The 26,178-nt window shown below is 65.8% G+C and carries 47 protein-coding genes, 1 tRNA gene and 1 pseudogene; 45 read left to right on the top strand and 4 right to left on the bottom strand.

Annotated features, from left to right (window positions below; translation table 11 throughout):
• Positions 1-29: 29 nt before the first annotated feature.
• Positions 30-102, top strand: a tRNA-Arg gene (locus AC4LGL_RS33065).
• 13 nt (positions 103-115) lie between these two features.
• Here the strand turns inward: AC4LGL_RS33065 and AC4LGL_RS33060 are convergent.
• Positions 116-352 (bottom strand): annotated as a pseudogene (locus AC4LGL_RS33060) (helix-turn-helix domain-containing protein); the annotation flags it as partial.
• Positions 353-502: 150 nt separating this feature from the next.
• Here AC4LGL_RS33060 and AC4LGL_RS33055 point away from each other — a divergent pair.
• Complete coding sequence (locus tag AC4LGL_RS33055; protein ID WP_491842454.1) at positions 503-721, top strand: helix-turn-helix domain-containing protein; 219 nt, start codon at positions 503-505, stop codon at positions 719-721.
• A gap of 14 nt (positions 722-735) precedes the next feature.
• Here AC4LGL_RS33055 and AC4LGL_RS33050 read toward each other — a convergent pair whose 3' ends face one another.
• A complete protein-coding gene (locus AC4LGL_RS33050) occupies positions 736-1,098 on the bottom strand; it encodes a hypothetical protein (RefSeq protein WP_491842453.1) in 363 nt (120 codons plus the stop codon).
• Between the two features lie 107 nt (positions 1,099-1,205).
• On the opposite strand from AC4LGL_RS33050, the gene AC4LGL_RS33045 reads away from it, so the two are divergent.
• From AC4LGL_RS33045 to AC4LGL_RS32910, 28 genes are all read left to right on the top strand, one after another.
• Complete coding sequence (locus AC4LGL_RS33045) at positions 1,206-1,367, top strand: hypothetical protein (protein ID WP_491842452.1); 162 nt, start codon at positions 1,206-1,208, stop codon at positions 1,365-1,367.
• Entirely contained in the window at positions 1,364-1,732 is a 369-nt protein-coding gene (locus AC4LGL_RS33040) for a hypothetical protein (protein ID WP_491842451.1), read from the top strand. The genes AC4LGL_RS33045 and AC4LGL_RS33040 overlap by 4 nt, the downstream gene beginning before the upstream one ends.
• Positions 1,733-1,794: 62 nt before the next feature.
• A complete protein-coding gene (locus AC4LGL_RS33035; RefSeq protein ID WP_491842450.1) occupies positions 1,795-2,163 on the top strand; it encodes a hypothetical protein in 369 nt (122 codons plus the stop codon).
• The gene (locus tag AC4LGL_RS33030; RefSeq protein WP_491842449.1) at positions 2,160-2,522 is read left to right on the top strand and encodes a hypothetical protein; all 363 of its coding nucleotides are present in this window, start codon (positions 2,160-2,162) and stop codon (positions 2,520-2,522) included. Before AC4LGL_RS33035 ends, AC4LGL_RS33030 begins: the two co-directional genes overlap by 4 nt.
• Positions 2,519-2,677, top strand: a complete 159-nt coding sequence (locus AC4LGL_RS33025) for a hypothetical protein (protein WP_491842448.1) — start codon at positions 2,519-2,521, stop codon at positions 2,675-2,677. The genes AC4LGL_RS33030 and AC4LGL_RS33025 overlap by 4 nt, the downstream gene beginning before the upstream one ends.
• Positions 2,677-2,967, top strand: coding sequence for a hypothetical protein (locus AC4LGL_RS33020; protein ID WP_491842447.1), 291 nt, complete (start codon positions 2,677-2,679; stop codon positions 2,965-2,967). Before AC4LGL_RS33025 ends, AC4LGL_RS33020 begins: the two co-directional genes overlap by 1 nt.
• On the top strand, positions 2,964-3,203 hold the full coding sequence (locus AC4LGL_RS33015; protein WP_491842446.1) for a hypothetical protein: 240 nt from the start codon (positions 2,964-2,966) through the stop codon (positions 3,201-3,203). The genes AC4LGL_RS33020 and AC4LGL_RS33015 overlap by 4 nt, the downstream gene beginning before the upstream one ends.
• Positions 3,200-3,487 (top strand): hypothetical protein, encoded by a 288-nt coding sequence (locus tag AC4LGL_RS33010; protein WP_491842445.1) that lies wholly within the window; start codon positions 3,200-3,202, stop codon positions 3,485-3,487. Before AC4LGL_RS33015 ends, AC4LGL_RS33010 begins: the two co-directional genes overlap by 4 nt.
• Positions 3,484-3,849: a WhiB family transcriptional regulator gene (locus AC4LGL_RS33005; RefSeq protein WP_491842444.1), complete on the top strand. Its 366-nt coding sequence runs from the start codon at positions 3,484-3,486 to the stop codon at positions 3,847-3,849. Before AC4LGL_RS33010 ends, AC4LGL_RS33005 begins: the two co-directional genes overlap by 4 nt.
• Before the next feature lie 11 nt (positions 3,850-3,860).
• On the top strand, positions 3,861-4,196 hold the full coding sequence (locus tag AC4LGL_RS33000) for a YfdP family phage-associated protein (RefSeq protein ID WP_491842443.1): 336 nt from the start codon (positions 3,861-3,863) through the stop codon (positions 4,194-4,196).
• Positions 4,197-4,229: 33 nt separating this feature from the next.
• Positions 4,230-5,087, top strand: coding sequence for a DUF2303 family protein (locus AC4LGL_RS32995; protein WP_491842442.1), 858 nt, complete (start codon positions 4,230-4,232; stop codon positions 5,085-5,087).
• Positions 5,084-5,374: a hypothetical protein gene (locus AC4LGL_RS32990; RefSeq protein WP_491842441.1), complete on the top strand. Its 291-nt coding sequence runs from the start codon at positions 5,084-5,086 to the stop codon at positions 5,372-5,374. Before AC4LGL_RS32995 ends, AC4LGL_RS32990 begins: the two co-directional genes overlap by 4 nt.
• Positions 5,375-6,265: a hypothetical protein gene (locus AC4LGL_RS32985; RefSeq protein ID WP_491842440.1), complete on the top strand. Its 891-nt coding sequence runs from the start codon at positions 5,375-5,377 to the stop codon at positions 6,263-6,265.
• Positions 6,262-6,552: a DUF4406 domain-containing protein gene (locus AC4LGL_RS32980; RefSeq protein ID WP_491842439.1), complete on the top strand. Its 291-nt coding sequence runs from the start codon at positions 6,262-6,264 to the stop codon at positions 6,550-6,552. The genes AC4LGL_RS32985 and AC4LGL_RS32980 overlap by 4 nt, the downstream gene beginning before the upstream one ends.
• Before the next feature lie 76 nt (positions 6,553-6,628).
• Complete coding sequence (locus AC4LGL_RS32975) at positions 6,629-7,225, top strand: hypothetical protein (RefSeq protein WP_491842438.1); 597 nt, start codon at positions 6,629-6,631, stop codon at positions 7,223-7,225.
• Between the two features lie 95 nt (positions 7,226-7,320).
• Entirely contained in the window at positions 7,321-7,596 is a 276-nt protein-coding gene (locus tag AC4LGL_RS32970) for a hypothetical protein (RefSeq protein ID WP_491842437.1), read from the top strand.
• Positions 7,596-8,417 carry a DUF6551 family protein gene (locus tag AC4LGL_RS32965; protein WP_491842436.1) on the top strand — a complete coding sequence of 274 codons (822 nt, stop codon included), beginning with the start codon at positions 7,596-7,598 and terminating at the stop codon, positions 8,415-8,417. Before AC4LGL_RS32970 ends, AC4LGL_RS32965 begins: the two co-directional genes overlap by 1 nt.
• Positions 8,417-8,827 (top strand): hypothetical protein, encoded by a 411-nt coding sequence (locus AC4LGL_RS32960; protein ID WP_491842435.1) that lies wholly within the window; start codon positions 8,417-8,419, stop codon positions 8,825-8,827. Before AC4LGL_RS32965 ends, AC4LGL_RS32960 begins: the two co-directional genes overlap by 1 nt.
• Positions 8,824-9,210, top strand: a complete 387-nt coding sequence (locus AC4LGL_RS32955) for a hypothetical protein (protein WP_491842434.1) — start codon at positions 8,824-8,826, stop codon at positions 9,208-9,210. The genes AC4LGL_RS32960 and AC4LGL_RS32955 overlap by 4 nt, the downstream gene beginning before the upstream one ends.
• A 64-nt stretch (positions 9,211-9,274) precedes the next feature.
• Positions 9,275-9,667: a hypothetical protein gene (locus tag AC4LGL_RS32950; protein WP_491842433.1), complete on the top strand. Its 393-nt coding sequence runs from the start codon at positions 9,275-9,277 to the stop codon at positions 9,665-9,667.
• Positions 9,664-9,858: a hypothetical protein gene (locus AC4LGL_RS32945; protein ID WP_491842432.1), complete on the top strand. Its 195-nt coding sequence runs from the start codon at positions 9,664-9,666 to the stop codon at positions 9,856-9,858. The genes AC4LGL_RS32950 and AC4LGL_RS32945 overlap by 4 nt, the downstream gene beginning before the upstream one ends.
• Positions 9,855-10,247 carry a hypothetical protein gene (locus tag AC4LGL_RS32940; RefSeq protein ID WP_491842431.1) on the top strand — a complete coding sequence of 131 codons (393 nt, stop codon included), beginning with the start codon at positions 9,855-9,857 and terminating at the stop codon, positions 10,245-10,247. The genes AC4LGL_RS32945 and AC4LGL_RS32940 overlap by 4 nt, the downstream gene beginning before the upstream one ends.
• Entirely contained in the window at positions 10,247-10,660 is a 414-nt protein-coding gene (locus AC4LGL_RS32935; protein WP_491842430.1) for a DUF4326 domain-containing protein, read from the top strand. The genes AC4LGL_RS32940 and AC4LGL_RS32935 overlap by 1 nt, the downstream gene beginning before the upstream one ends.
• The gene (locus tag AC4LGL_RS32930) at positions 10,657-13,194 is read left to right on the top strand and encodes a DNA primase family protein (RefSeq protein WP_491842429.1); all 2,538 of its coding nucleotides are present in this window, start codon (positions 10,657-10,659) and stop codon (positions 13,192-13,194) included. Before AC4LGL_RS32935 ends, AC4LGL_RS32930 begins: the two co-directional genes overlap by 4 nt.
• A gap of 254 nt (positions 13,195-13,448) precedes the next feature.
• On the top strand, positions 13,449-13,844 hold the full coding sequence (locus tag AC4LGL_RS32925; protein ID WP_491842428.1) for a hypothetical protein: 396 nt from the start codon (positions 13,449-13,451) through the stop codon (positions 13,842-13,844).
• 11 nt (positions 13,845-13,855) lie between these two features.
• Positions 13,856-14,290, top strand: a complete 435-nt coding sequence (locus AC4LGL_RS32920) for a RusA family crossover junction endodeoxyribonuclease (protein WP_491842427.1) — start codon at positions 13,856-13,858, stop codon at positions 14,288-14,290.
• Positions 14,287-15,132: a hypothetical protein gene (locus tag AC4LGL_RS32915; RefSeq protein ID WP_491842426.1), complete on the top strand. Its 846-nt coding sequence runs from the start codon at positions 14,287-14,289 to the stop codon at positions 15,130-15,132. The genes AC4LGL_RS32920 and AC4LGL_RS32915 overlap by 4 nt, the downstream gene beginning before the upstream one ends.
• Positions 15,133-15,584: 452 nt before the next feature.
• The gene (locus AC4LGL_RS32910) at positions 15,585-15,794 is read left to right on the top strand and encodes a hypothetical protein (RefSeq protein WP_491842425.1); all 210 of its coding nucleotides are present in this window, start codon (positions 15,585-15,587) and stop codon (positions 15,792-15,794) included.
• A gap of 35 nt (positions 15,795-15,829) precedes the next feature.
• Here the strand turns inward: AC4LGL_RS32910 and AC4LGL_RS32905 are convergent, their stop codons facing one another.
• Together AC4LGL_RS32905 and AC4LGL_RS32900 are read right to left on the bottom strand one after the other, a co-directional pair.
• Positions 15,830-16,003 (bottom strand): hypothetical protein, encoded by a 174-nt coding sequence (locus AC4LGL_RS32905; protein WP_491842424.1) that lies wholly within the window; start codon positions 16,001-16,003, stop codon positions 15,830-15,832.
• 9 nt (positions 16,004-16,012) lie between these two features.
• Positions 16,013-16,258, bottom strand: coding sequence for a DUF2188 domain-containing protein (locus AC4LGL_RS32900; RefSeq protein ID WP_491842423.1), 246 nt, complete (start codon positions 16,256-16,258; stop codon positions 16,013-16,015).
• Positions 16,259-16,644: 386 nt separating this feature from the next.
• Between AC4LGL_RS32900 and AC4LGL_RS32895 the strand changes: the two genes are divergently transcribed.
• The 15 genes from AC4LGL_RS32895 (at position 16,645) to AC4LGL_RS32825 (ending at position 26,177) form a co-directional block, all read left to right on the top strand.
• A complete protein-coding gene (locus tag AC4LGL_RS32895; protein WP_491842422.1) occupies positions 16,645-16,818 on the top strand; it encodes an HNH endonuclease in 174 nt (57 codons plus the stop codon).
• 5 nt (positions 16,819-16,823) lie between these two features.
• Positions 16,824-16,985 (top strand): hypothetical protein, encoded by a 162-nt coding sequence (locus AC4LGL_RS32890; protein WP_491842421.1) that lies wholly within the window; start codon positions 16,824-16,826, stop codon positions 16,983-16,985.
• A 120-nt stretch (positions 16,986-17,105) separates the two neighbouring features.
• Positions 17,106-17,585 (top strand): phage terminase small subunit P27 family, encoded by a 480-nt coding sequence (locus tag AC4LGL_RS32885; protein WP_491842420.1) that lies wholly within the window; start codon positions 17,106-17,108, stop codon positions 17,583-17,585.
• Positions 17,536-19,350 carry a terminase large subunit gene (locus AC4LGL_RS32880; protein WP_491842419.1) on the top strand — a complete coding sequence of 605 codons (1,815 nt, stop codon included), beginning with the start codon at positions 17,536-17,538 and terminating at the stop codon, positions 19,348-19,350. Before AC4LGL_RS32885 ends, AC4LGL_RS32880 begins: the two co-directional genes overlap by 50 nt.
• 12 nt (positions 19,351-19,362) lie before the next feature.
• Positions 19,363-20,751, top strand: coding sequence for a phage portal protein (locus tag AC4LGL_RS32875; protein ID WP_491842418.1), 1,389 nt, complete (start codon positions 19,363-19,365; stop codon positions 20,749-20,751).
• Positions 20,738-21,550, top strand: coding sequence for an HK97 family phage prohead protease (locus tag AC4LGL_RS32870; RefSeq protein WP_491842417.1), 813 nt, complete (start codon positions 20,738-20,740; stop codon positions 21,548-21,550). Before AC4LGL_RS32875 ends, AC4LGL_RS32870 begins: the two co-directional genes overlap by 14 nt.
• Positions 21,547-22,821 (top strand): phage major capsid protein, encoded by a 1,275-nt coding sequence (locus tag AC4LGL_RS32865; RefSeq protein ID WP_491842416.1) that lies wholly within the window; start codon positions 21,547-21,549, stop codon positions 22,819-22,821. The genes AC4LGL_RS32870 and AC4LGL_RS32865 overlap by 4 nt, the downstream gene beginning before the upstream one ends.
• 83 nt (positions 22,822-22,904) lie before the next feature.
• Positions 22,905-23,132: a hypothetical protein gene (locus AC4LGL_RS32860; protein WP_491842415.1), complete on the top strand. Its 228-nt coding sequence runs from the start codon at positions 22,905-22,907 to the stop codon at positions 23,130-23,132.
• Positions 23,125-23,670: a hypothetical protein gene (locus AC4LGL_RS32855; protein WP_491842414.1), complete on the top strand. Its 546-nt coding sequence runs from the start codon at positions 23,125-23,127 to the stop codon at positions 23,668-23,670. The genes AC4LGL_RS32860 and AC4LGL_RS32855 overlap by 8 nt, the downstream gene beginning before the upstream one ends.
• Positions 23,670-23,996, top strand: coding sequence for a hypothetical protein (locus tag AC4LGL_RS32850; protein WP_491842413.1), 327 nt, complete (start codon positions 23,670-23,672; stop codon positions 23,994-23,996). The genes AC4LGL_RS32855 and AC4LGL_RS32850 overlap by 1 nt, the downstream gene beginning before the upstream one ends.
• Complete coding sequence (locus AC4LGL_RS32845; RefSeq protein WP_491842412.1) at positions 23,996-24,250, top strand: HMG-box domain-containing protein; 255 nt, start codon at positions 23,996-23,998, stop codon at positions 24,248-24,250. Before AC4LGL_RS32850 ends, AC4LGL_RS32845 begins: the two co-directional genes overlap by 1 nt.
• On the top strand, positions 24,250-24,657 hold the full coding sequence (locus AC4LGL_RS32840) for a hypothetical protein (protein WP_491842411.1): 408 nt from the start codon (positions 24,250-24,252) through the stop codon (positions 24,655-24,657). The genes AC4LGL_RS32845 and AC4LGL_RS32840 overlap by 1 nt, the downstream gene beginning before the upstream one ends.
• Positions 24,658-24,668: 11 nt before the next feature.
• Positions 24,669-25,190: a hypothetical protein gene (locus AC4LGL_RS32835; protein ID WP_491842410.1), complete on the top strand. Its 522-nt coding sequence runs from the start codon at positions 24,669-24,671 to the stop codon at positions 25,188-25,190.
• A complete protein-coding gene (locus AC4LGL_RS32830; RefSeq protein ID WP_491842409.1) occupies positions 25,187-25,435 on the top strand; it encodes a hypothetical protein in 249 nt (82 codons plus the stop codon). The genes AC4LGL_RS32835 and AC4LGL_RS32830 overlap by 4 nt, the downstream gene beginning before the upstream one ends.
• Complete coding sequence (locus AC4LGL_RS32825; protein ID WP_491842408.1) at positions 25,425-26,177, top strand: hypothetical protein; 753 nt, start codon at positions 25,425-25,427, stop codon at positions 26,175-26,177. The genes AC4LGL_RS32830 and AC4LGL_RS32825 overlap by 11 nt, the downstream gene beginning before the upstream one ends.
• Position 26,178: the final 1 nt, after the last annotated feature.

The raw sequence follows: 26,178 nt of genomic DNA, 5'->3' as shown, positions 1-26,178 counted from the left end.
CCAATCGGCGCAGCTGATCTTCAGCCCGCGCCCCCGTAGCTCAGGGGATAGAGCGTCTGCCTCCGGAGCAGAAGGCCGCAGGTTCGAATCCTGCCGGGGGCACAGACGGCGGCGGTGCATCTACCTGGCCTGTAATCAGGAAAACCGGGGAGATCCCGAACGCATCCCAGAGCCTTTCGAGCTCTTCCACATCCAGGGCCGACTTGCCGTTCATCTTGCGGTAGGCGGTCGTCTTGCTCCATCCGGTGGCCAACATCACCTCGGTCTGCCGGATGCGGCGCTCGGCCAACTGTCCTCGCAGGCGGCTGGCGACGCCTTCGGTGAGCGATCCCGTGGTCTCGCTTCCAACCATGTCCAGTTCGGTCATGACCAAGATCATGCACCACTTCTGCAACCAATGCAACGTTTCTGGCACATGTGAGCCCATATCTAACCAATAGGTTTCAAAAATAAGCCCGACGGTCGTTGACAGAACCCCTTTGCTGGTGCGAAGGTTCCAATTATGGAACTTCCGGACATTGCAGGAACCGTCCGAGCCGAGCTCGCCAGGCAGCGGAAGCAGCAGAAAGAACTGCAGGCGAAACTCGGAATCTCCCGAACGAGCATGGCACGCCGCCTCAGCGGAGAGTCCCCGTTCGACGCAAATGAGCTCGTCATCGTCGCCGAGTTCCTCGGCCTGGCGGTCGGCGACCTATTCACCGAGTCGAAGGCCAGCGCGTGAGCGCGCCGACGACGTCAGCGCTTCTCCAGCTCCGCGACTCGACGCCCCAACCCCTGGACCATCGCTTCCAGCCCCTTCACCGCGGCGACGATGTAGCCGATCTGCTGCACCGCGACATACCCGTACGAAGCCTGACCGCTGGTGGCATTCGACAGTTCCTCGAAGCTGTTGACCACCATCTTCGTGATCGGGAACGGCTCCAGCGGGCCGGCGTCGATGAACGGCTGATCGTTCGGCGGGGTACGGACGAACGACTCAAGGTCCGACAGTGCGGCAATCAGAACTTCGTTGGTGCTCCACTCGCCGCTCTGCAGTCGGGTGACTGCCTCTACCGCGATCTCCAGGTGGCCCGGGACAACGAGTTCTTTATCGGTCATGGTTCTTCCCCTCATTCGGTTGACAGCTCCCCGAGCGTAGGAGAACTGGTCGGTTCCTTGGTCGGTGACGCATGAATCCCTGCGCTTTGCCACACCACGCTCCGGGTGTGCGCGTCCAGTTCCAACGCTGGGACAACGCCTCGTCCGCAATGACCACGGTCGTCGGAACGGTCGAGAAGCACGAAGACCGATGGCTCACGATCACCACCGATACCGGCCTGGTGTCGACGAGTTGCGGGCATGTGATCGCTGAGCAGGTGACGGCATGAACCTCGCTGACTTCGCTCGGGCCGGTGTCGCCGCTAGCGTTTCGTTCTGCAAGGCGTTCACGGTCGAGACCCGCGACGTAGATCTGCCTGTCACCGATGAGGAGACGCGGCGTGCTGAGGGGACGCAGCACGCGCACACCCCCGGGGAGGTGAGCGGCGCCAATTCCCCCGACCCGTCGCCCTCCCCGGGGGACTACTCCCGCATGGCCGACTCGGCGCTGTTGGCGCGGGCTGCCGACGATATCGACGCTTTCGCATTGCGCGTGTCGACCGTGCATGCCCTGAACGACCTGCTGAATCTCGCTGACGAGCTGCGGGATCGTGCCGCCCAGTTCGCGGCTCTCGAAGCACTCGACACCCCGTAGTAAGCGGCCCCGCGCCGCTGCCACGGCCGGGGCCTTCACCCACAAAAGGAAGAAGGTCCATTGTGAGCTCCCCTGATCGTATCGCCGAGCACCACAAGAAGTGGGCACCGCTGCCCGAGTTCCCCGCCTGGCCGTACGTCATGACCGACGACGACGTTGATTCGTGGTCGGATGTGCTGTACTTCCGCGGGCTGGCCGACGCCATTGAGGACCAGGCCGCCAAACTCGCAGCTGACCCGATCGGTGTGCACCAGGTGCAGCTGGCGCGCCTGCACTCGGCGACCGACATCGACGTGATGGCGATGACGCCTTGGCCGTCGAACCTGCTGCAGCCGTGGCCGCGCGATAACGCCGCCGACATGCTCGCCGCCTGGCGGCTGGCCAGCGGCCCGCGCACTGTCCAGCTCGCCATCGAGGCGGTGGCTTCGTGAAGCACCGCACCATCCACAAGCGCACCGCGCGCCGCGTCCTCGTCGCTGCCGCCTCCGTGCTGATCGTGGTCGGCACCGGTATCGGGGCCGCCATCGCGCCGGCCCGGGCCGACGACATCATCGTGATCAACCCGCGGCCCGCCCTCGACGCACGGATCCCGATCCCGATGGTCGGCTGGTGCCCCGGCGGTGGCGGTAGCAGCGGCTTCGGTGGCTACTGCGAAGGCGCTGACTTCCCAGATGGCACGCGGCTGAACTACTTCCGCGCCCTCGCGTTCTGGCAGGGCCCGCGCTGCATCCGAGTCGACGGCACGCCGCAGCCGCCGCTGGCCCCAGGCGGATGCGGAGGCCTCGGATGACCCCCCGTCTGCTCGCCTACATCGCAGCTGCCGCGCTCGGCTTCGCGCTCGGCTCGCTGGCGCTCGGCACACCCACCATGTTCGGCACCTCACTGGCCACAGCGATGGCCTTCACCATCGCCGCCGACTTCACTGCCCGCACAGGAGACCACTGATGCCCAAGTCATTCCGCATCACAGCACCCATCCTCACCGACGAGGAACGCCACCAGGTAACACAGACCGGCGGCCTCGCAGGCGAGACGGTCGACACCACCCCGCTGCTCGGCGAGTGGAAGCCCGGCGAGCGCAAGTTTCAGGCGGCATCTCAGGCGATGGTCGCGCTGCAGAAGCTCGGCAACATCTACGCGGGCACCGTCGATCCCGCGGTGATCGCGGATCGTCGGCGCCGGAACAAGCAGGCACGAAAGTCGCGGCGCATCAACCGATTGGCGGCCCGCCGATGACCCCGCTCAATGGTGGCCTGCCGAAGGCCAAGGACATCACCACCGACACCGAGTTCATCGACCGGTTCGTCACCAACATCACCCCACCCGAGTGGCACATCCTCGCCCAACTGCCCCCGGTCGGCCGCTACACCGAACTGGTCGCGGTCGTCGCCGAGGTCCGCACCCTCCCCCGCTACCCGCTGCCGGCCGAGCACCCGCTGAACCCGGCCAGCCGATACAAGGCGGCATCATGAGCGCCCCCAACGATTTCGCGGTCCAGTACGCCATCCAGTTGCCCAACGGTGACCTGTACTGCTCGCCGATGTCCGGTGCCGTCGTCACCTGGTCCGAACGGGAAGGCGCGCAGTACGTGCTCGACCAGCTGGCCGCGCACGCCCAGCACATGGGCATGACCGACTGGACCGGGCACATCGTGCACCGGTACTGCACCCCGTTCGTGCCGCTGGACCAGGCGCTTGCCGAGCAGATGATCGACGATCTCACCACGTGGCTGCACAAGCAGGGCGGTGCCCGATGACGTGGCAGACCCTGGCGGCGTGCGCCGACACCGACCCCGCGGTGTTCTTTCCCGGCGACGGAAAGTCCACCGAGCCCGCGAAAGCGATCTGCCGTGGATGCCCCGTGAAATCCGAATGCCGCCAGGCCGCGATAGACCGCGGCGAGAAGTTCGGCGTGTGGGGCGGCATGTCGGTCGAGGAACTCGAGGATGCCCGCCGAGACCCCGTCACCGGGCGCCTCCGACGCAAATGCGCGTCGTGCACCGACTGGGCCGCCGGTCAGTCCCCGCTCTGCGATGGCTGCCGCAAGACGCACCGCCGCGACAACGTCCGCCGCTACGACCACAAGCGACGACTGGCCATGTCGACATCACCCCGATGAAAGGAATTGCCATGCCCGACAACGACACCACCACCGAGAAGAAACCGGCGCCGCAGGAATTCGCGGCCGTGCTGCTCAAGCACGCCGCCGGCCGCGCCCACGACGAAGCATCCGACCAGCTGCGCCGCGCCGTCGAGGCCGTGAAGGCGACCGGCAAGGACGCCACCGTGAAGGTCGAGGTGAAAGTCAAAGCGGTGGCGAACATTCCGAACGCCGTGAAGCTGGCCACCAACGTCACCGCCACCATCCCGAAGGAAACCCCGACGTCGATGTGGTTCAGCGACGAGGACAACCGACTGCACCGCAACGACCCGAACCAGCCCGCCCTCTACGGCGACGCCGAATAACCACCACCAACCACCGAGAAGAGGAACACCACTATGACCGAACCGAATCCGACGCCCGGCGAGCTGCGCAACATCATGGCGACCGTCGAGCACGGCCCACGCAAGGCGCAGATCGTCGAAGGCACCCGGCCGACCGTTCGCCACGCCGTCGCCGTGACCGAAGGCCGCGGCCTCGAAGTGCGCACCATTGACGAGACCGACCAGGCGCCGACGCCCTACCGCGCCGCCGGCACCCGCACCGTCAGCGACGTCGACTCGTTCCTGGCCGAGCTGGACCGCCGGCCGCTGCCGCTGGCCACCTCCACCCTGTGGGGCAATGCCAGCCGAGGACGCATCGAAGCCGTCTACAACGACCACAGCGGCGCGGCCGGTGAAGGCACCCCGGGGTGGCGCGACGACATTCTCGCGCTGCAGCTCGCCGAGGATCCCGACTGGAAGCGGTGGCATCAGCTCTCGGGCCAGTACATGGCGCAGGAACCGTTCGGCGACATCGTCGAGGAGCTGCGCCACACCATCACCTCCCCGGACCAGGCCGACCTGCTCGAAATCATCGACAGCGTCCGCGCCTCCACCAAGGGCGAGTTCGAGTCGTCGATCAACCGCGCCAATGGCGGCCAGACGCTGACCTACAAGGTCGAGGTATCTACCCGGGCCGGCGCGGTCGGTCGCGAGCTCGAAGTGCCGCAGCACATCAAGCTGTCGCTGCGACCGTGGGACGGCCACCCCAAGTTGTACGAGGTGGCGGCCTACTTCCGGGTCAACGTCACCGAGGGCCACCTGAAGCTGGCGGTGAAGTTGTTCCCGACGCGCGAGATCGTGCGCCAGGCGTGGGCCGACCTCACCGCTACCGTGGTCGATCACCTCGACATGCCGGTGTACGCGCAGCCATGAGCACCGACCTGACACCTGTACGCGCCCAGGTCGAGATCCTCACCTACTGCCGCAACGAACGCGCGAAGCTCGCGGCCCGAATCGACGAACTCGAAGCCTCCGCCAAGGCCGCCATCCAGGAAGCCCTCGGCGCCGACGACACCGGACTGCTCGACGGCATCCCCGTCGTCACCTGGAAGACGTCGAAGCGGACGTCGCTGGATCAGAAGCTGCTCAAGTCGCTGCACCCCGAGGTGTACGAGGAGTGCAAGGCGACCAGCGAAGTCCGCAGGTTCGAGGTCAAGTAGATGACCGCGGTAGCCGACATCGCGTGGGAGACGGTCGATACAGGACAACCGTCGTCGACCACTGCCACGCAGGACACGCTGTGGACCGAGGTGGATGTGCCGTCCAGCAACGGTGCTGATCCGCTGCTCGGTGACCTGAAAACGCTGATCCGCCAGCATGATGCGTCGCGGCCTCGGTCGCGGCAGAAGGCGATCGGGCCGAGCGAGGTTGGGCATCCGTGCCTGCGGCAGTTGGCGGGCAAGCTGATGCAGGTCGAGCGGATCAACCCGGCCGGGGACCCGCTGCCGGCCTACGTCGGCACCGCGGTCCACGCCCAGTTAGAGGAGGCGGTGGCGCTCGACAACGGTCGCATCGTCGCTGCCCACCTCATCGACAACACCCAGCGGTGCACATGGCTCGACGGGAAGCCGATCGGCCGGTGGTTATCCGAGCGTCGCGTCACCGTGCGGCCGGACCTCACTGGCTCGTGCGACCTGTTCGACACCTGGACCAACACCGTGTTGGACCTCAAGGTGCCGGGCGTCTCGAAGATGACGGAGTACCGCAAGCGCGGCCCGTCCGAGGTGTACCGCCGCCAGGCGCACGCCTACGGACGCGGCTACCGCAACGAGGGCTTCGACGTCGAGCGCGTCGGCATATGGTTCCTGCCCCGCGCCGGCCAATTGTCCACCAGCCACCTGTGGACGGAGCCGTACAACGACGCCCTGGTCGACGAAACCCTCGAACGTCTCGACAACGCCATCGTGCTCATCCATGACTTCGAGGTTGAGCAGCATCCCGAGCGGTGGGCGTGGTTCCCGAAAACCGTTGACAACTGCGGTTTTTGCCCGTTCTTCACCCCGACGGGCAACCATCCGAGTCCGGCGGCGTGCACCGGAGGTGCGAAGTGATCTACATCGCCGGGCCCATGTCGGGCATCCCGGAGTTCAACTATCCGATGTTCAACCTGGTTGCTAAGCACCTGCGCGGGCTTGGCCACCAGGTGCAGAACCCCGCCGAGAATGACGGCGGCAGTTCGGATAAGCCGTGGCAGTTCTACATGCGGCTGGCGCTGCGGCAGTTGCTGGACTGCGACGAGGTGATGTTGCTTCCCGGCTGGCAGAACAGCCGTGGCGCGCGCATCGAAGAGTCCGTGGCCCGCGAGCTCGGCATGACAGTCCGGGAATGGGGCACCTGAAGAGTTCGCCGGGCGTCGAGGCGTGAAACAGACGCACACCAATGAAACACACCAACACACAAAGGAACACACCGAAATGACGAACTGGGAAGAGATCGACGTACCCCGCGGCGCCTACATCGGCTGGGGCAACAACTCCGGCCAGAACGTGACCGGCAGGGTGCTCGAATACGCGCCCACCGGTGGCAGCGACTTCAACGGCAACCCCTGCCCCCAGCTGGCCATCGAGCTGATCGAGGACGCCGACTCGTACAACAAGTCCGGCCAGAGCTTCCGGCACGCCGCCGGTGACATCGTCCAGCTCACCTGCGGCCAGGTCAGCCTGAAGCGCGCGGTGATGGCCGCTGATCCGAACCCGGGTGACCTGGTGAAGATCACGTTGGACGGGATCGTGAATCTGCAGGGCGGCAACACCGTCAAGGAGTTCGGCATCAAGATTGCCCGCGGCGCCGGTGGTCTGGGCCAGTCTGCACCCGCGGCTGCACCGGCTCCGCAGCAGGCGCCAGCACCAGCACCCGCTGCCGCTCCGGCACCAGCGCCAGCCGCGGCCCCTGCAGCCGCGGCGTTGCCGCCGGGACTGCCCGCCACCATCACCGCCGAAGTGTGGGCGACCCTCACCCCCGAAGCCCAGGCCGCGCTGCTCGTCTCCGCAACCGCCGGCGGCCAGCAGTAACGAACCCTGCGGGCCGGGAGTCACCCCCTCGACGGCTCCCGGCCCGCGCCACCCACAACTCACAACAGCACCAGCGGATTTGGAAAGGCTCAACGATGAACGCCTGCGACGACGAGACCGAACCGCTCGGCGAATCACCCGACATCGACACCCTCGGAGCGATCAAGCACGGTGCGGTGCTCGGCATTCTGTCTGCCGCCGACGCGGCCACGGCGACCGCTCAGCTCGCCGAACGGCAGACCCAGGGGATCAACGCGGTTCGGGAGATCCACTACACGGTAACCAGCAGCGTCAGCGGCACGTACTGCCACGGGTGCTTTGAAGACGCGCCGTGCCCGACTATCCGTGCGATCGACGAGGCCGGTGTCTGATGTCCGACACCTACGTCACCGCGCTCAACGCCGCCGACCTCTTCGCCGACCCCACCTATCAGCGGCCCGTCGACGAAGCCCGCGCCCGCAAGATGGCCGCCACCTGGGACCGCCGTCTGGCCGGCGTCATCGAAGTGTCCGACCGCGGCGAAGGTCGCACCCCGCGCTACGCGGTGGTCGACGGTCAGCACCGCTGGGCCGCCACGCTCCGCCTCAACAACGCGGCGACGATCGTCGCCACCGTCCACGAAGGTCTCACCGTCGCTGACGAGGCGAAGCTGTTCGACCGGCTGAACCGGGAACGCAAGAAGGTCAACATCTTCGAGCACTACAAGGCCCGCCTCGCGTCAGGAGACTGGATCGTCACCCAGATCCAACGCGTTCTCGACAAGCACGGACTCAAGGTCGACCCGGCACCGCAGGAGGGCTGCGTGGGCTGCGTCGGCGCCCTGGAGAAGGTCGCCGACATCGACGACGCGCTCCTCGACGAGACTCTCGGGCTGATCATCGACATCTGGGGCCGGCGCCGCGACGCGTTCGACGCCCCGATCATCCACGGCCTGGCGCTGATCCTGCACAACCTGCGCGAACAGGTCGACCTGGCCCGCCTGGTCGACACGTTGCTCGACGTGCTGCCGCGCCAGCTCAAGACGCAAGCTACGGCGTTGCGGGAAATGCAGCAGGGCACGCTGCCGGTGCTGACGGCCTGCACGATCATGGCGCTGTACAACCGCAAGCCGGGCCCGAAACTCTCGGTGTCGTCTCGGAGCTTCGGCGGCGTGGGTAAGGGAGCTCCCTCGGCCGGTAAGGCCGGTGCCTGATGGCCGCCGCGACGCTCACCGAGGACCAGCGTTGGCTGCTGTACGTCGCTGCGCGCCACGTGATGCCGATCGCGCTCATCGATCCCGACTACGGCATCCGCGGACTCAAGACGAGCCAGGCCGGCGGATGCTGGCCACCCGGACGCGCGCTGGTGCCCGGGTGGCTGCGCTCGTATCAGGTCACCACGTCGGGCATCGAGGGTGGCAACCCTGACGACCGTGCCATCGTGAAAGTCACCTGGACGCAGCTCAAGCGGTTCGCGCAGGCCCTGCCGGTGGAGCTGCGGGCCGTGCTGATGGAAGCACGCAAGGCTGACCGGAACAACGTCGACGACGCGATGCTGACGGTGCTCGGCCTGGCCGACACCGAGCCGGTCGGCCAGCTCGAACTGTTCGGGGCCACAGCATGACCGCCCGAAAGTACGTCTACCGCCTCGTCGTCGACGCGTGGCCCACGCCCGACGGCTGCCCATTCGCTGAGCAGACATTCGAGTTCTGGGAACAGATCATCGAGGACTACAGCAACGGCGTCGGCCCGGCGTGGCTGCCAGCTGACCTGAGCCCCTACGCCGAGGGCGCTGCCGACCCGGCTCGGCACACCCATTGGTACGGCGATCCCGGTGAGCCCGACGTCGGCTGGTCCGGCTCCACGCTGATTCTCGTGCCGATCGCACCGACGCGCCGATTCTTCACCCGAGGCCCCGTCGTAGAGATGTGCGAACAGCTCCGCGCATGGGGCTGCACCGCTCACGTTGAACGCGCCGAACTCACTAGCTGGGAGGCGATTCCGTGACCGCTGAATCGTGTTGCCAGCACCGAACTCGCCGAGCCCGAACCGGATCAATGTGGAGGAAACGATGACCGACCGCCCCGTAACCGTCATCGCCGAAGCCCTGTCGCAGAACCTCGTGGATCGCCTCACGGCCGGACCGCGCTGGGTCAGCAGCGACGCCATCGCCGAGATCCTCAACGACGAGGCCCGCAACATCCTGGCCGCGCTTAAGACCGCCGGCATCGCCACCGTCGAACTCGCTGAGACACAGATCGACCCCGAGTGGGGCGACGACTTCTGGCAGGTCCCAAGCTCGGACCACAACTACCCGGGCAAGCTCCGCATCGAAACCGGGTACCGAGACGGCGTACCACGCATTTCCATGACCAGCATCCGAACCCCGATGCCAGTCACCGAGGTCGATGCCTACGTGTCAGCTCTGCTCGCCGCCAAGGCCGCTGCGGAGGCATCCCGATGACGCGCCAGCTTCCGAAACCTGTTGCCGTGCCGCTCGGCTGGGTCATCTTCGGCGCCATCAACGCAGCCATCTACAGCGCCGGATGGGTCCTCATGCGTGCCGACGACACACGCGAGGCATTCGAGTCGCGGCGTGCCGCCCGCAACCTGTGGCGTGAGGCCGAAGCAATCCTGCGGGACGGTGCACGGTGACTGCTGGCATCGAACTCCGAATTACCCCCGAAGGCGAATGCGAATGCGGCCGACCCCACTGGGAAGGCTACGAACCCGGCTGCGTCCACGGCATCGAATGCGACTGGGGCGCCTTCGGTGACCCTCCGCTCGTTGTGCGCGACTACATCACGAGAACCACGACGGTCGAGAACGCCGAACCTCTGATCCTGGTCAGTAAGAACTTCGTCGACCGAGGCGCGATGCCAGCCGATGCGATGGGCTGGGACATCACCACGTTCTACGCCGAGGGCGGCAGACGGTTCATGCGCTTCGAGGCCGACAACGGCTCGTGGACGTGGGAACTATTCGATGCGCACTGGGCAGACGGTCACCCTCGCAACGTCTACGTCGGAAGGTGGCCCGACTGATGCCCGAACGAATCCAGCGCAAGCGCACCGCCGGCTGGCGGATGCCCGAAGGCACCATCTACGTCGGTCGACCCACCAAGTGGGGCAACCCGATTCGGATCACGACCGAGCCCGGCCGGTACTGCACCATGTACCGCGTCCACGGATCACCGATGGACCACCACGGCGGACCCGCCTACTGCGACCTCGATACCGCGCGGCACTTCGCTGCATGGAACTTCGAGTGCGACCTGCTCAATGGTCGCTACCCCGACTACCCGAGCGTCGACGAGATCCGTGCCCAGCTGGCCGGCCACGACCTTGCGTGCTGGTGCCCACCCCGGCGTGTGTACCCAAACGGATCGCTCGGCCACATCAACTGCCACGCCGACGTCTTACTCGAAATCGCAAACCAGGAGGCCGCAGCGCTGTGACATTCGTCGAACTGCTCGAACTCCTCGGCTACACCGACACCGAACACGTCGGCATCTGCCACAGCACCAACGGACAGTTCAGCACCGCGGTGTTGCCGCCCACAGCCGCACCCGCCTACGTCAACCAGCTCCCCGACACCGCCGACATCTGGTACCAGGTCAACCCCACCGCCGGCCCGGTGCGCACCAACGCCGGCCGCGGCACCGCCGACGACGTCACCCGCCTCGCCGCCCTCTGGTGCGACCTCGACATCAAACCCACCGGCTGCCCCACCATGCAATCCGCATGGGCCATCATCAACGAACTCGCCGACCTCCTCGGCGCCCACCCCAGCGCGATCGTCAAGAGCGGCCACGGCCTACAGCCCTACTGGATCGTCGACGACGGCGACATCACCGACGGCTGCCGCACCGAGATGGCCGCGCTGCTACGTCGCTGGGGCCGCCTCACCACCCTCGTCGCCAGCCACCACGGCGCCAAGGTCGACAACGTCTACGACCTGCCCCGCATCCTGCGCGCACCCGGCACCACCAACAACAAGAACGCGCCTGTGCCGGTGACCGCCGAGCCCTACCCGGGCGGCACACCGCTGTCTGTCGGTGAGATCGACGAACGGCTCAACGAGGCCGGTATCTACGAAACCGACACCGACAAAGGCGAAACCGGCGACATCGTCTCCCCACCCGCCGCGTGGGAATGGGGCAACCGCGAAATGTGCACGTACTGGCCCACCGTCGTCGACGGATGGAAAACCGACAACCCCGACGCCCGCCACCCCTGGCTCGTCTCCCAAGCCGTCCGACTCGCCGCGGCCCACCGCCGCGGCTGCCTCGACGCCGGCCTCTACAACGATGCCAAACGCATCCTCGAGGCTCGATTCCGCGAACTCTGCAACCGCGGCACCGACACCCGCAAAGTCGGCGTCTACGAGATTGCCGACGCCATCCGGTTCGGTGAGGACCAGGTCGCCGCAATGAGCGACGACCGGCTCGCCGCCGAGCTCGGCAAGCACCGCCACCTCGACGAAATCACCGGCACCGTCACCGAAGTCGACCCGAACGAAATCGCACCGGGCGCCACCGTGCACCCGATGCCGACCCCGGCGGCCAGCACCGCACCCAGCGACAGCGACGGGCAACTCGCCACCGTGACCCAGCTCGCCCCCAAGCAGACCGTCAGGGTCGCCATCGACAACCTCACCGACACCGGCAATGCCGAACTCCTCGCCGCCGCACACGGACACCACTTGCGGTACTGCCCCGAAATGGGCAAATGGCTGTCCTGGGACGGCACCTGCTGGACCGTCAACACCGACGACGGCGCAGCGTTCACCGCCGCCCGCGCCGTCATCAGCGCCCTGGACCCCACGCTGAGCAAGGACCACGCCAAACACAAGATCAAGAGCCTGTCCCGCACCGCACTCGAAGCCATGGTGGCGCTCGCACGCCGCGCCCCTGACATGCGCGTCGAACTCGACCGCCTCGACGCCGACCCATACGCACTCAACACCCCGGCCGGCATCGTCGACCTCCGCACCGGCAGCCTCACACCGCACACCGCGACCGGCTGGCACACCAAAACCGCCGGCGTCGGCTACAACCGCGACCTCCCCGCCCCCCAGTGGCACCGATTCCTGCAGACCACGTTCGGCGGCGACCCGGACCTGATCCGCTACGTCCAGCGGCTGGCCGGGTATGCCGCGATCGGCGAAGTGTCCGAACACGTGCTGCCGTTCCTGCACGGCGGCGGCCAGAACGGCAAAAGCGTGCTGCTCGACGTGCTCGTCGAGGTACTCGGCGACTACGCCCTCACCGCGCCATCAACGTTCCTGCTGGCCGGGCAGACCAAGCACGAAACCGAGATCGCCCGACTCAACGGAGCCCGGCTCGTCGTCTGCTCCGAGGTCAACAAAGACTCGCGATTCGACGAAGCCAAATTGAAATTGCTGACCGGTGGCGACAAACTCACCGGCCGATTCATGCACCGCGATTTCTTCGACTTCAAACCCACCCACACCCTATTTCTGATGGGTAATCACCAGCCCGAAGTATCGGCCGGTGGCCATTCCTTCTGGCGGCGTCTAAGGCTCATTCCGTTCCGTCACGCGGTGCCCGCCGATGAACGCAACCCCAACCTCGCCCGAGACCTGGTCGACGGCGAGGGCCCGGCCATCCTGGCGTGGATCGTGGCCGGGGCCGTCGACATGCTCGCCAACGGGATCGACGAACCATCCTCGGTCGCCGAGGCCACCGAGGAGTACGCCGAGCAAGAGGACGCGCTGGGGCGGTTCCTCGATGAGTGCTGCCACGTCGGCGGTGGCATGACGGTCAAGACCAAGACGACCGTCGTGCTGGCCCGGTATCAGCGGTGGGCGAAGGAGAACGGGGCGCGCGAGATGAACGCCGTCACCCTCGGCCGCGACCTGTCCAGCCGCTTCGGCATCAAGTCCGTCAAGAGCATGTCGACTCGGTTTTACGAGAGTCTCGCCCTGGTCGCTGAGGAGGATCAGCAAAGTGACAGATGGTCGAAATGATCTGTCCCTGCATCTGTCCCTACAGGGACAGATGGGACAGATGGAGGACAGATCAAAATCACCATCTGTCCCTACTATTTTTCCTGTTCAAACGCTATTTAGGGACAGATGGGACAGATGTTTTCAGGTTTGTTCCTACAGGGGAGTTTTCAAGGTGATTACGTCGGATTATGCGTTTCTCGGCACTGCAATAGGAAAACATCTGTCCCATCTGTCCCTATCGGCCTCGCCAGCAAACTCCGCGAGGTGGTCCCATGGCGCCGCGTAAACCCAAGGAACTGCCCACCCACCAGTACCTGATCACCACCCCGCTGCGCGATGGCCGCTGCGGAACGTGCAAGGCCATCGTGTGGCGCGGATACGTCGGCGGCGTCTACACCGAACTCGACCCCGTCCGCATCAACCAACAGGCCGAAATCGGGGCCACCCTCGCCGGCGTCGCCACCTACCACGTCCCAGCCATCGGCACCCGACGGCCAGGCCGCCGCACCCGATGGAATTTCGCCCGCTGGCCCGAACGCGGATTCGTCCACGCCGCACACCAATGCGGACGCACCTGGCCCGACTCCTGCCGAGACACCCGATCCGACATGCCCTGGATCGACCCCGACACCTACGCCCGCATCACCGCCATCGAATGCCCCTTCTGAGAGGAATTGCAATGGACCAATTACTCGCGCCGATTGTCGAATTCTTCGTGCCCGGAAAACCCGCACCACAGGGAAGCAAGCGGCACGTTGGTCGCGGAATTCTCGTCGAATCCTCCAAAGAGGTCGGACCCTGGCGCGAACGCATCGCACTGGCCGCACACAACGCGATGCTCCAAACAGGACTCAGCCATCCGATCGACAAATGCGCACTCGTCGTCGACCTCGGATTCGTCATGCCCCGGCCGGCCGCAGCACCGAAACGATCCACACCGCCAGCCATCAAACGACCCGACACCGACAAACTCGCCCGCGCCGTACTCGACGCACTCACCCACACCGTATTCACCGACGACTCCGCAGTCATCGACCTACGAGCCCGCAAGCGGCTGGCCGAACTCGACGAGACACCCGGCGTCCAGATCACCGTCAGCGTGGTGGCACAGTGACCCCCTGCCAACACTGCGGCGCGAAAACCCAGGTCTACCTGTGCAACCGCTGCACCATCACGCTCCGGTCCCTGCTCGACGACCTGCCCTGGCTGCTCAACGAACTCGCCACCACCATCCGCCGCCAGGACCAGCTCACCAACGGCAACCCCATCGGCCACAGCGACGGCGACCCTGGCCCGATCAACCTCACCGCGCTCGACACCGAACGCGCCACCCGAACCACCCTCGTCGCGGCGCTCAACACGCTCACCACGCTGCCCGGGCTGCCCGGTCTACGCGTCGACCACATGGCCACACCGGACATTGCCCGCACCCTCGCCCACAACGTGCAGCGAATCGCTCACCACCCCAAGGGCGGAGACATCTACGGCGACATCAACGCCCTGGTCGCCGACGACGAGATCGGCCGGCAAGCACCACTGTGGAAAGCGATCAACCGGCAAGAACGGATCTTCGTCGGCCCCTGCCCCACCGTCAAAGGCCATGACCGCGAAGGCAAACCCGTCGAATGCGGCACCAGCCTGTACGCCGACCGTGACGAGAAATTCGCGGTCTGCCACAACTGCGACGCCAAGAGCGACGTCGCGAAGAACCGGTTACGTGCTGCGGTCGACCGCGACCTGCTGCCCGAGCCGAAGCTGCTCGAAGTGCTCGCCGACCTCGACGAGAAGGTTTCCCGCGTGCAGCTCTACGAGTGGATACGCACGAAGAAACTCCAACCACGCGGCTGGATCCACCAGGGCCGCATCGTCGGATTCCGCATCCGCCGCGGCGACCCTCGCGTCTTCAGCCTGTCCCAAGCCCGGGCACTACGCGCGAAACATTCAGCGGCCAAATGACATACCGCGAAATTATCGGCTAGGAGGAATCCGTGAGAGTGATGCGCCCATGCCGCAATTGCGGTAGGCGATACGCCGTCCTGCAGGGGCCGGGCGAGGTGTTCACGTGCGCCCGGTGCAGGGAAAACGTCGAGCTTCCAGTCAGCGACTGGACCCGCCTCATCGAGTCTGGCCAAGGTCCAGACGGTCAACTGATCGACTGACATAGGGAAATGCGTTCCGGCACAAGGCCGCAACGCAACATTATCGGTGAATGGAGAACGCCATGAGCAAACAGGAACGATGCCAGCACTGCTCGCAGGTCATTTACTGGGCGACCAGGCCGTTGGAGTGGCGACACATTCGCACGGGTGAAGCGGACTGCAAACTCGTGGCCGCACCACAGCCCTGACATAGGGAAATGCGTTCCGGCACAAGGCCGCAACGCGAAATTATCGGCGAAGGGATCTCTGATGCAACGACACAACCCGGCAGCTCGCTACTGCGTCGAGTTCGATAGCTACGTACCGATTGACGACACTGCCGACTGTCCGGCCTGCCAGGAGCTTTACGACCTGGCGGCGATAGACCCCGACTTCGCCGAGGAGTACAAGGACTATCCGCGACCGCAGGCGTTGTTCGGGAAACTGAACGATTCCGTTGGCTCCGGAACAGGCGACTAACCCGAACGAACCCGACATAAGGCAAGCTCTATCGGCTACCAGTCGGTGATGCCGAGCACCCGCCGAAGGTTGTCGGTCTGAATCTCCAACGCCTTGATACACCGGGCGAGCTCATCGAAATCGTCGCCCAGCTCCGGATGGACCAGCCGGAACTGGTCCAGTGCCTCAGCGATTCGGAACGGGCCCGGCTCCGGAATCTCAGGATTCACGACGCCGCCCTACCGCTTGTCCTTCGGCGGATTCGGATCGTTGCCCGGAGCAATCGTGTCCGAATCCCGGATCTTCCCATCCCGACCATGGATCCGAACCTCGCCACCACCTGCGTTGTGCACGATCTCCCGAGCCCGATCAATCGCATCAGCCTGAGTCGGCAGATGAGCACTCGCCTTGGCTGCACCTGGCTTCACGACATCCCAACCACCATCAGGATTCGGCACCACATCACGGCTATTCGGATTCGACATCTGCATCCCCTCTCGACCAAAATCCGGCTCATCGTACGAACACCAGAGCACCCACGACAGCAGAATTGACGAATCCGAAGACCCAGTAGCTGATGGCACCGACACGCCACACCACCACCGATCACACACCAACCCGCTGACCTGCGTATACTTCGATCTGCCAGTCGAAGACGCTGCCCAAAACCCCCAGACACCTGGGGGTTTCGCCGTACCTGGCCCCCGAACCCATGCCATACGCACCCCCACGGGTCTGCGCCCGCTGCGGCCAACCCGCCCCCAAAAACCGGCCATGCACCTGTCGCCCCGCCTGGGAAGGCTCCACCCACGACAGCGGCAACGACCGCCAATGGCAAGCAGCACGAGACGCCTACCTCGCCACACACCACATGTGCGAATGGCCGGCCGACTGCATCCGCCTCGCCGACATCGTCGACCACGTGACACCGCTCGCCGAAGGCGGCGCCAAGTACGACCCCCGAAACTTCATGGCCCTCTGCCACGGCCACCACACCGAGAAGACAACCGCCGACGCACAGCGCGGCAAGACCAGAGCGAGGTGAACTCAATGGCCCACTGCGAACACGACTTCACCGTCTCCCACTACGCCGAGACCGGACGCGGCAAGGCCAACGAAGTCACCCTGGCCTGCCTCAAGTGCGGACACGAGCAGGTCATGTTCACCCACCGCACCCGCGACCAGATCGAGACCGAGGTGACAGCGTCGTGACGCATTTGCGCAGGTCAGAGGGGTATGGGGTCAAAATCGCCCTGACCTGCGACGATGCGACGCGCTGCGGTGGTGAAACTTTTTTCTGCACAACCCCGGGACTTTTTTTCGGTGGACCGCATGCCTAGTGCGCAACCGCCCAAGCTGCTGCTGTTGAACGGCCGCGGCGAGGGTCAAGACAGCGCCGGCCGCCCGGTCGCGACGCCTCCGGCGTTCAAACGGGCCGCTCCGAACCCGCCGACGTGGCTGTCGCGTGAGGCGAAGGCCGAGTGGAAGCGTGTCACGCCGGGTCTGCAGCGCCTGGACCTGATCAAGCCGGAGGACCGGGCCACGCTGGCCGCCTACTGCGAGACGTGGGCACGGTTCGTGGAGGCGACGAAAGCTGTTAACCGGGACGGCATCACGAGTCTGAACCCGGAGAGCGGTCGGCTTGCGGTGCACCCCGCGGTGCGGGTGGCCGAGCAGGCATCAACGCAGCTCCGGCAGTATGCCAGCGAGTTCGGTTTGACGCCTGCCGGTGAGCGCAATGTGTCGAAGCAGGACGGCGGAAGTGACGACGAGAAGAACCCGTTCGCGTCGACCGGCACTGACGACGACTGACGACGGCCCTTGGGCTGATGCTGATCTCGATGCGCTGAAGCTCAGCCCCGAGGTCGCGTGGTATCTGCAGGACCGTGGGTATCCGCCGCCGGATTGCCCGCCGTTGGTCAAGACGCCGGAGCCGCGCGAGGTGCCCGGGGCCCGGTTCGATCCGGCCAAGGTGGACGTGGTTATCGCGGCGTTCCGCCAGCTGCGGCACACGAAGGGCCGGTTTGCGGGTCAGCGGTTCGATCCGGATGTGTGGCAGGTGGCGTACATGATCGCCCCGGTCGCCGGGTGGGTGCATCGATCGATCGACTCAGGGAACTGGGTGCGGATCATCACGGTCGCGTACGTCGATATGCCGCGTAAGAACGGCAAGACGACGACGGCGGCCGGGTGGGGCATCTACCTGACGGCGGCCGACGGGGAGCACGGCGCCCAGGTGATCGCGGCGGCGACAACGATGGGGCAGGCCGGGTTCGTGTTCGACCCGATCCGTCAGATCGTGTCCAAGTCACCGGGGTTGAAGCGGCATCTGCGGGCGCTGAAGCATCGGATCACGCACGCGGCCACGGGAAGCTACTTCCAGCCGATCGCGAACGCGGGTGATGCCCAGCACGGCGCGGACATTCACGGCGCGATCGTCGACGAGTTGCACCTGCACAAGACGATGGATCTGATCGAGGCGTTGGAGACCGGCACCGGTTCGCGTGAGCAGCCGCTGATCATCTTCATCACGACCGCTGATGCTGGGAAGCGGCACACGCCGTACGACGAGAAACGGCAGCTGATCGAGAAGCTGGCCCGGGGTGTGCTGAAGCGGCCGACCACCTACGGCGTGGTATTCGCCGCGGAGAAACCCGAGTACGAGAACGGCAAGCTGGTCAAAGGTGACGATCCGTTCGCCGAATCGACCTGGAAGAAGGCCAATCCCGGGTACGGGGTGAGCCCGACGAAGCGGTACATGGCCGAGGCCGCTGAGAAGGCGAAGGACAATCCGGCCGAGCTGGCCCGCTTCCTGCGGCTGCACTTGGGGATCCGGACGAAGCAGGAGACCCGGTACCTCGAAGTTGAGGACTGGGACGTCAACGCGAGCATGGTGGATCTTTCTCGGCTGGCCGGCCGGGAATGCTACGGCGGCTTGGACCTCGGTTCGACGTCCGACCTCACGGCGCTGGTGTGGGTGTTTCCCGCTGACGACGGCGCGTTCGAGGTGCTGGCGCGTCATTGGGCGCCAGAGGATTCCGTGGAGTACCTCGATGAGCGCACCGCGGGGGCGGCGTCGACGTGGGTCAAGCAGGGCTGGCTGACGACGACACCGGGGAACGTGACGGACTACGACTTCATCGAGGCACAGATCAAACGTGACTGCGATGAGTTCCTCGCCCAGGAGGTTGCGTACGACCGTTGGCACGCCTCGCAGTTGGTGAACAACCTGATCACCGAGGGCGCGCCGATGATCACGATGGGCCAGGGGTTCGCGTCGATGTCAGCACCGACACGGGACCTGCAGCGGCTGGTCCGGGTCGGCGCGAAGACCGACGACGACGGGCTACCGGTGAAGCCGATGATTCGGCACGGCGGCAATCCGCTGCTGCGATGGGAGATCGACAACTTCGCGGTCGCGATGGACCCGGCCGGAAACGTGAAGCCGGACAAGAAGAACGCCGGCGACAAGATCGACGGCGTTGTTGCACTGATCATGGCGCTGTCACGGGCGTTGGCCGCGAAGGAAGCCGAGGGTCGCTCGGCATACGAAGACTATGACCTGGCAATCCTGTAAGGAGGCACGACAGTGGGTCTAGCCTCTTGGCTGGGTTTCAATCCGCCGGCGTCAGCGCCGCAAGTCGCTGGCCCGCTGCGGCCGAGCGTTGAACTGATCCCCGAGGGGATGTCGCTCGACGAGTACCTCAAAGGTGTTCTGACGCAGCCGGTGGAGAAGCTGTGGCGGGAGCAGCCGCATCTGCGGACGGTCGTGGGGTTCGTCTCGCGCAACATCGCTCACCTCGGCATCCACGTGTTCGAGCGCGACGCCGAGGATGGGCGAAACCGAGTGCGCGGCGGGCCATTGTTCGACCTTCTCGACGAGCCCAACGACGAGATGACGCAGTTCGATCTCATCGAGGCGACCGTCGCATCCCGGATGCTGTACGACGAGACCTACTGGTACGTCGGCCGCGATCTGGGGGCGCCGTCGGGCTGGGTGATTCGGCACATCCCGACACCATGGGTGATCGGAACTGTTGGGGCCACTGCGTTCCGGGTCGAAGGGTACAAGGTCGCGATGCCGGGGACACCGGCCGGAAAGTACGTAGAGGTGCCGGCCGAGGACATGATCGTGTTTCACGGATGGAATCCGGTCGACCCGAGGTCTGGGGTGTCTCCGGTGCATGCGTTGAAAGCGATTCTGGCCGAGCAGATCCATTCCCAGGTGTACCGGGATCAGATGTGGCAGCGCGGCGGTCGGGTGGGCGCCTACCTGACGCGTCCCGTTGGCGCCCCGGACTGGGGCAAGTCCGCAGGCGAGGGCCACCCGAGTCCTCGCTCTCGGTTCATCGACCAGTGGCAGAACTCGTATGCCGGCGATCGCGGAGCCAAGGCTGGTGGCACACCACTGCTCGAAGATGGCATGGAGCTCAAGCAAGTTGGGTTCAATGCCAAGGAAAATCAGTACGTCGAGGCCGCGAAGCTGTCGCTGGAGACCTGCGCGCAGGTGTATTTCATCAACCCGACGATGGTCGGCATCCTCGACAACGCGAACTACTCGAATGTACGTGAGTTTCGCAAGGCGCTGTACGGCGACAACCTGGGCCCGGAGATCGAGCGGACAGCGCAGCGGATCAACAAGAAGCTCGTCCCGAAGCTGGTCGACCGGCGCCGGTTCTACTGCGAGTTCAACCTGCAGACGAAACTGGCGGGCTCGTTCGAGGAGCAGGGCGACATCCTGCAGCGGGCGATCGGCGGACCTTACATGACCCGCAACGAGGGCCGAGCGAAGTTGAACATGCCTGCGATCGACGGCGGCGACGAGTTGATCGTGCCGTTGAACGTCACCCAGAACGGTGACAAGGAACCGATACCTGCCGAACCGGCACCGGGCGACGATCCGGCTGATCCGAGCGAGGAGACCAAGAATGGCCGCAGCCACCGACACAACGGGCACGCGTTCAATGTCACCGTCTGACCGGCCGACAGCCGGAACCAAGTCGGTCGTCGTCAAGTTCAAGACCGACGGCCTGGCCGAGGGCGAATTCATCGGCTACGCCTCGGTGTTCGGCAACAAGGACAGCTACGGCGACGTCGTCATCAAGGGCGCATTCGCCAACACGCTGGCCGAGTGGGAACGCAAGGGCGTGCCCATCCCGCTGCTGTGGGGCCACAACACCGCGGACCCGGACTTCAATCTCGGCGAGATCATCGAGGCCACCGAGGACGAACGCGGCCTGAAGGTCCACGGCAAGCTCGACATGGAATCGCCGAAGTCGGCGCAGACCTATCGACTTCTGAGATCCGGCCGCGTGAACCAGATGTCGTTTGCCTACCACGTCGTCGACGGGGCCTATATCCAGCCCGAGGGTGACGACAAGACCTGGCGCGACGCGTACTACGAGCTGCGTGAGCTCGATCTGTACGAGGTGAGCATCGTGCCGATCGGCGCCAACCAGGAGACCGAGATCCTGGCCGTGAAGGCACTGGCCAGCGCCATGCGGTCCAAGGCCGGCCGGGCGCTGTCGTCGAAGAACGAGGACGCGCTCCGCGGGGCGCTGGCCCAGGCCGAGGAGATCGTGACCGCGATCAAAGGTGTGCTGTCCGCCGTCGAATCCGACGACGAGGCAGACGAAGAAGACCAGGACAAGACCAGCGGTAAGGAACCGTCGCCCGAGGCTGAGAAGTCGTCGTCGGCTGCGACCACGCCAAGCCCGTCCGTCTCCCTGGCGCTGATGGAAATCCAAATCGCAGCACAAGGAGACATGGAAGCATGAGCGGAACTGATACCGCGGTGCCGAGCAAGGAGCGCCGCGACGAACTGGTGCAGAAGGCGCAGGCCGTCGCCGAGAAGGCGAAGGGCGAGAAGCGCGATCTGACCGTCGACGAGCAGCAGGAGATCGGTGAGTACCTGACCGAGATCAAGGGCATCAACGAGGCGTTGGTGGCAGCGGCCAAGTCGAGCGCCATCCTCGGCCAGCTCGACAGCCTGGCGGCGCTGAACCCCCAGGCCGGCATCGTCACCCCCGGCGGTGCCCCCGACGAAGGTGCCAAGGCCATGAGCCTGGGTGAGCACTTCGTCAAGCACGCGCACCAGCGGATGATCGACGCCAAGGGCCAGACCGGTCTGACGTTCGCCGCGCCCGACTTCGGCATCAAGGCCGCCGCCGACAATCACGTCGTGGGCGGTTGGGCTGCCGGTGCGCCGTTCCTGACCGACTTCGACCGGACCATCGTCCAGGCGCTTCGCATCCGCCTGACGGTCTCCGATCTGCTCAGCCAGGGCACGATCAGCGGCAACGCGATCAGCTACCTGGTCGAAGGCGCGATGGAAGGCGACTTCACCACGGTCGCGGAGGCCGGAGCGAAGCCGCAGATCCACTTCGTCAACCCGACGCAGGTGACCGACGCGCTGAAGAAGATCGCCGGCTTCATCAAGATGACCGACGAGTTCCTCGAAGACGCCGACTTCCTGGTGTCGGAGATCAACAACCGGTTGCTGTACCGACTGGCCTACTTCGAGGAGCAGCAGCTGCTCAACGGTGATGGCACCGGCCAGAACCTGACCGGTCTGCTGAACCGCGCCGGTATCCAGACCGAGACCTCGGCCGGCCCGGGCGACAACGCGGACGCGTTGTTCCGGGCACTGACCAAGATCGACGTCAACTCCGGTCTGGCGCCCGACGGCATCGTCATCAACCCGACGGATTACCAGCAGCTCCGGCTGGCCAAGGACGCCAACGACCAGTACTACGGCGGTGGGTTCTTCGCCGGCCAGTACGGGCAGGGCGGCGTTCCGATGGACCCGCCGCTGTGGGGCCAGCGCACGGTGGTCACCCCGGCCATCGCCGCCGGCACCGCACTGGTGGGCTCTTACAAGATGGCCGCCACCCAGTACCGCAAAGGTGGCGTCCGAGTCGAGGCTGCCACGCAGCACGCGTCGGACTTCACCAGCAACCTGGTGACCGTGCGAGCCGAGGAGCGCACGGCATTGGCAGTGCGTGTGCCGCTCGGCTTCTGCAAGGTCACGTTCGACTGGACCGCCTGACCCATCCACTGACGGGAGCGCCGCGCCTGGCCCGAGTCTGGGCGCGGCGTAACCGTTCTTGCACCTGAGAGCGAGGAATCACGATGCAGGAATACGTGATCAACGTGCCGGGCGGGATGGAAACCACCGTGCTGCTACCGGACGACGAGGCCGAGAAGCGCGGCCTGAAGCCCGTCGCGAAGGCCGCGGCCAAGGCGAAGACCGCCCCGAACAAGGCCAAGACGCCGGAGAACAAGAGCGCGGCGGCCGACAAGCGGGCCGAGGCTGTCTCGCGGGCGATGAACAAGCCGTCGAAGTCGGGCGATGCCTGACCCAGTGACGGGTGAGCCGACCGCGGCTGACGTCGCGGCCTACTCGCAAGGCCTTCTGGCCGAGACGGATTCACGTACCGGCCTGCTGCTGACCGGTGCTCTGGCGGCGGCCCGCGCCTACTGCGGCTGGCACGTAATCCCCGAGGTCGAGGCCATCGTGACGATCGACGGGCCGGGATCACCGCTGCTGGTGTTCCCGACCCTTCGACTCGTCGATCTGACCGAGCTGTCCGAGGACGGCACCGCGGTAGACCTCGACGGCGTCGAGTGGTCCGGCCGCGGCCTGGTCCGCAAGGCAACTCGAGGCTGCTGGACCGGGAAGTACCGCGGCATCACCGCGACCATCACTCACGGTTTCGCGACAGCGCCCGACTTCAACGCCGCGGTCCTGGCCGCAGTGGATCGCGTCGGCGCCGGTGGTGGTGAGACCGTGGGGCCGTTCAAGTTCCCTGATACGGGGTCGGCGTCGGCCGGGTCGACGTTCTCGGCCGCTGAGAAGGCGATCCTGGACCTGTACCGGTTGGAGCCGCAGCCCTGATGGCTGCTGAAACCGTGACGGTGACACCGTTGTTCGGTAACGACGACGACGGCAACCCTGTTCCTCCGGGGACCGCGGTGGTGCTGACACCCATCGCGATCGCGCCTGGGAACACCACTCGCCAGTTCGGTGAGGGCGGCGACCTGGACGCAGCCGAGTTCACCGTGTACCTGCGGCTGGCCGACGCGGACAAGGTCAAGGACGACGACCAGGTCGAGGTCCGATCGCGCACATGTCTTTCCCGCGTGCAGGTGTGGCGGTCTCCGCGCACTGGCCGCGGCGGTGTCGTGGTGGTGTGCCGATCGGCCACCGGAAAGGGCGCGTGATGGCCAAGCCTGGTTTCAAGCGCAACGCCAAGGCGGTTGCCCGGATCCTGCACAACGTGGACGGTGGGAAACGCGCTGCCGCCGAGAAGATTCGGGCCAAGATCCTCGCGGACAACCCCGACCTCGACGAACGCGACGTGTTCCTGAAGGTCTATCACACCGATCGCGAGGTCGTCGGGATCGTGGTTCCCGCTGACCTGCAGGCCAAGCACGGAATCGCTACCCGCGCGGCCCAACAGGCGGCCGAGGGCTGATGCCCGCACCGGATCCGGCCAAGGCGATCAAGGAAGCGCTGAAGGCCGATTGGTCGACCACGCATCCGCTGTGGACCGCAACGCTCGAAGTCGACGATGACTACCGGCCCACGGCCGGCAAGCCCACCGTTCTCGTGGCCAACGACGGCGGGCCCGCCGTATTGCGCGGGCCCTGGCTGGTGCGGAAGACCCCGCGCCGCCCCCTGATTCGGCTGACCAGCTTCGCGGTCGGCCGTGACGAAGCGCTCGCTGCAGTCAACGCGGCGGCCGACTTCATCCTCGCCCACAAACCCGGAATCAGCCGGGTGGAAGACGTCTCGGACCCCTTCACCACGAAGGACCGAGCGACAGGCGCCGCTCTGGCGTCGATCACGATGCCGGTCATCGTGAGACCAATCACCAGTTAAGGAGACGCCAGATGGCTGGCACACCCGAAAACGTGCGGGTCTGGGAGACCGGTGACGTTTACATCTTCGACCCCGACGTGACGTTCGTTCTCGCGACGCACATCCCGGCAACCATCGACGACCCGCTGCACGCCGCATGGCTGCCGGCCGGTCTGATGCTCGGCGATCCCGGTGTGGAGATGCCGCGCGACATCCAGAAGACCGACCTGGACGCGTGGCAGATCAAGCGGTACCGCACCAAGTTCCGCGGCGGGAAGGTCGACGCGAACTTCACGGTCCTGGAGGACAACGACGTCACGGCCGACCTGATCGCTCCCGAGGATCAGCCCGCACAGAAGCCGCGGCGGCTGTGCATGGTGTTCGTCGATTCGGACACCGGCTACACCGAACGCCGGTTCACCAAGCGGACTTCGGACCTGTGGGTCACCAACGACAACCACGCCGAGTCCGTCGACGGGTTCCCGGTGCAGGCGTCGCTGTACCCCGACAGCGCCAAGAAGATCTTCACGATCCAGAAGGGAATCCCGGCATGAGCAAGAAGCTCGTACTGATCGAGTACACCGAGAGCGTCGAGTCGGCAGCCGGTCGCGCCGACGAGGACGCGAAGAAGACCACGATCGAGGCCGGCACCCGCCGGTACGTCGACGCGGCATCGGCCAAGGTGCTCGTCGACAAGCGCAAGGTCGCCAAGGTCGTCGTCGAGGATGACGACAAGGCCGACGCCAAGTCGGCCGCTGCGAAGGCGGGCCCGAAGCCCGCCGACGCGGGTGGTAACTGACCCCATCGAGGCCGAGGCCACCGGCTGCCGGACTCTCACCGTAGAGTTCGGCGGCCGGAACTGGTCCATCCCAACCGATGTCGACGACTGGCCACTAGATGCCATCGCCAGCACGATCGGTTACCTGTCCGAGCAGGACAAACTCGTCACCAACCACCGCCGCGTGCTCGCGGCGCTGGAATCTCTTCTCGGCCCCCAGTGGCCTGAGTTCAAGGCAACTGCTCGCAAGCGAGGCGCGCTCGTCGAGGCGTCCAATGTGTTCGCAGCTGCCGCCGGTATCCCCCGGAACCCGGATCGGCCCGCAGACCGGGCATTCGGGGCGGTCCCCCGCCTGCTCTACGAGCTGCGGCGGTGGCCGGGCCCGGTGGAGGCCACCCTGCAGACTCTCGGCCTCGATTACCGAGATCGCTTCCGTCGCGACGACAACGGCCAGCGCCGACTGACGTTGCGGCAGATCCACGTTCAGCTGTCTCACGCCCGATATGACAGCCCGTTGGCCATCGCAAAGAACGGTGGCCGTCGCCCCTTGTCCGACGCGGCGCTCGCCGTGATGGATCTCTACGAAGCCTGGACCGGGAAAGCCCATCCGTCGAGGCCTCTGCCGCCGGCTGATGCGAAGCAACGTCAGACCGCCGAGCAGAAACGCGCTGATGCCGTCGCCGACTACAAGGCCCGTCACGGGAGCCGAGGCGACCGGTTCGGCAGCGCACTGGAAACCGCTCGCGCCAACGCCCAGAAGTGAG

The sequence above is a fragment of the Mycolicibacterium arcueilense genome (genome assembly GCF_058536225.1).
Note: the sequence above shows the minus strand (reverse complement) of the source record. Positions and strands in the feature narration are given on the sequence as shown.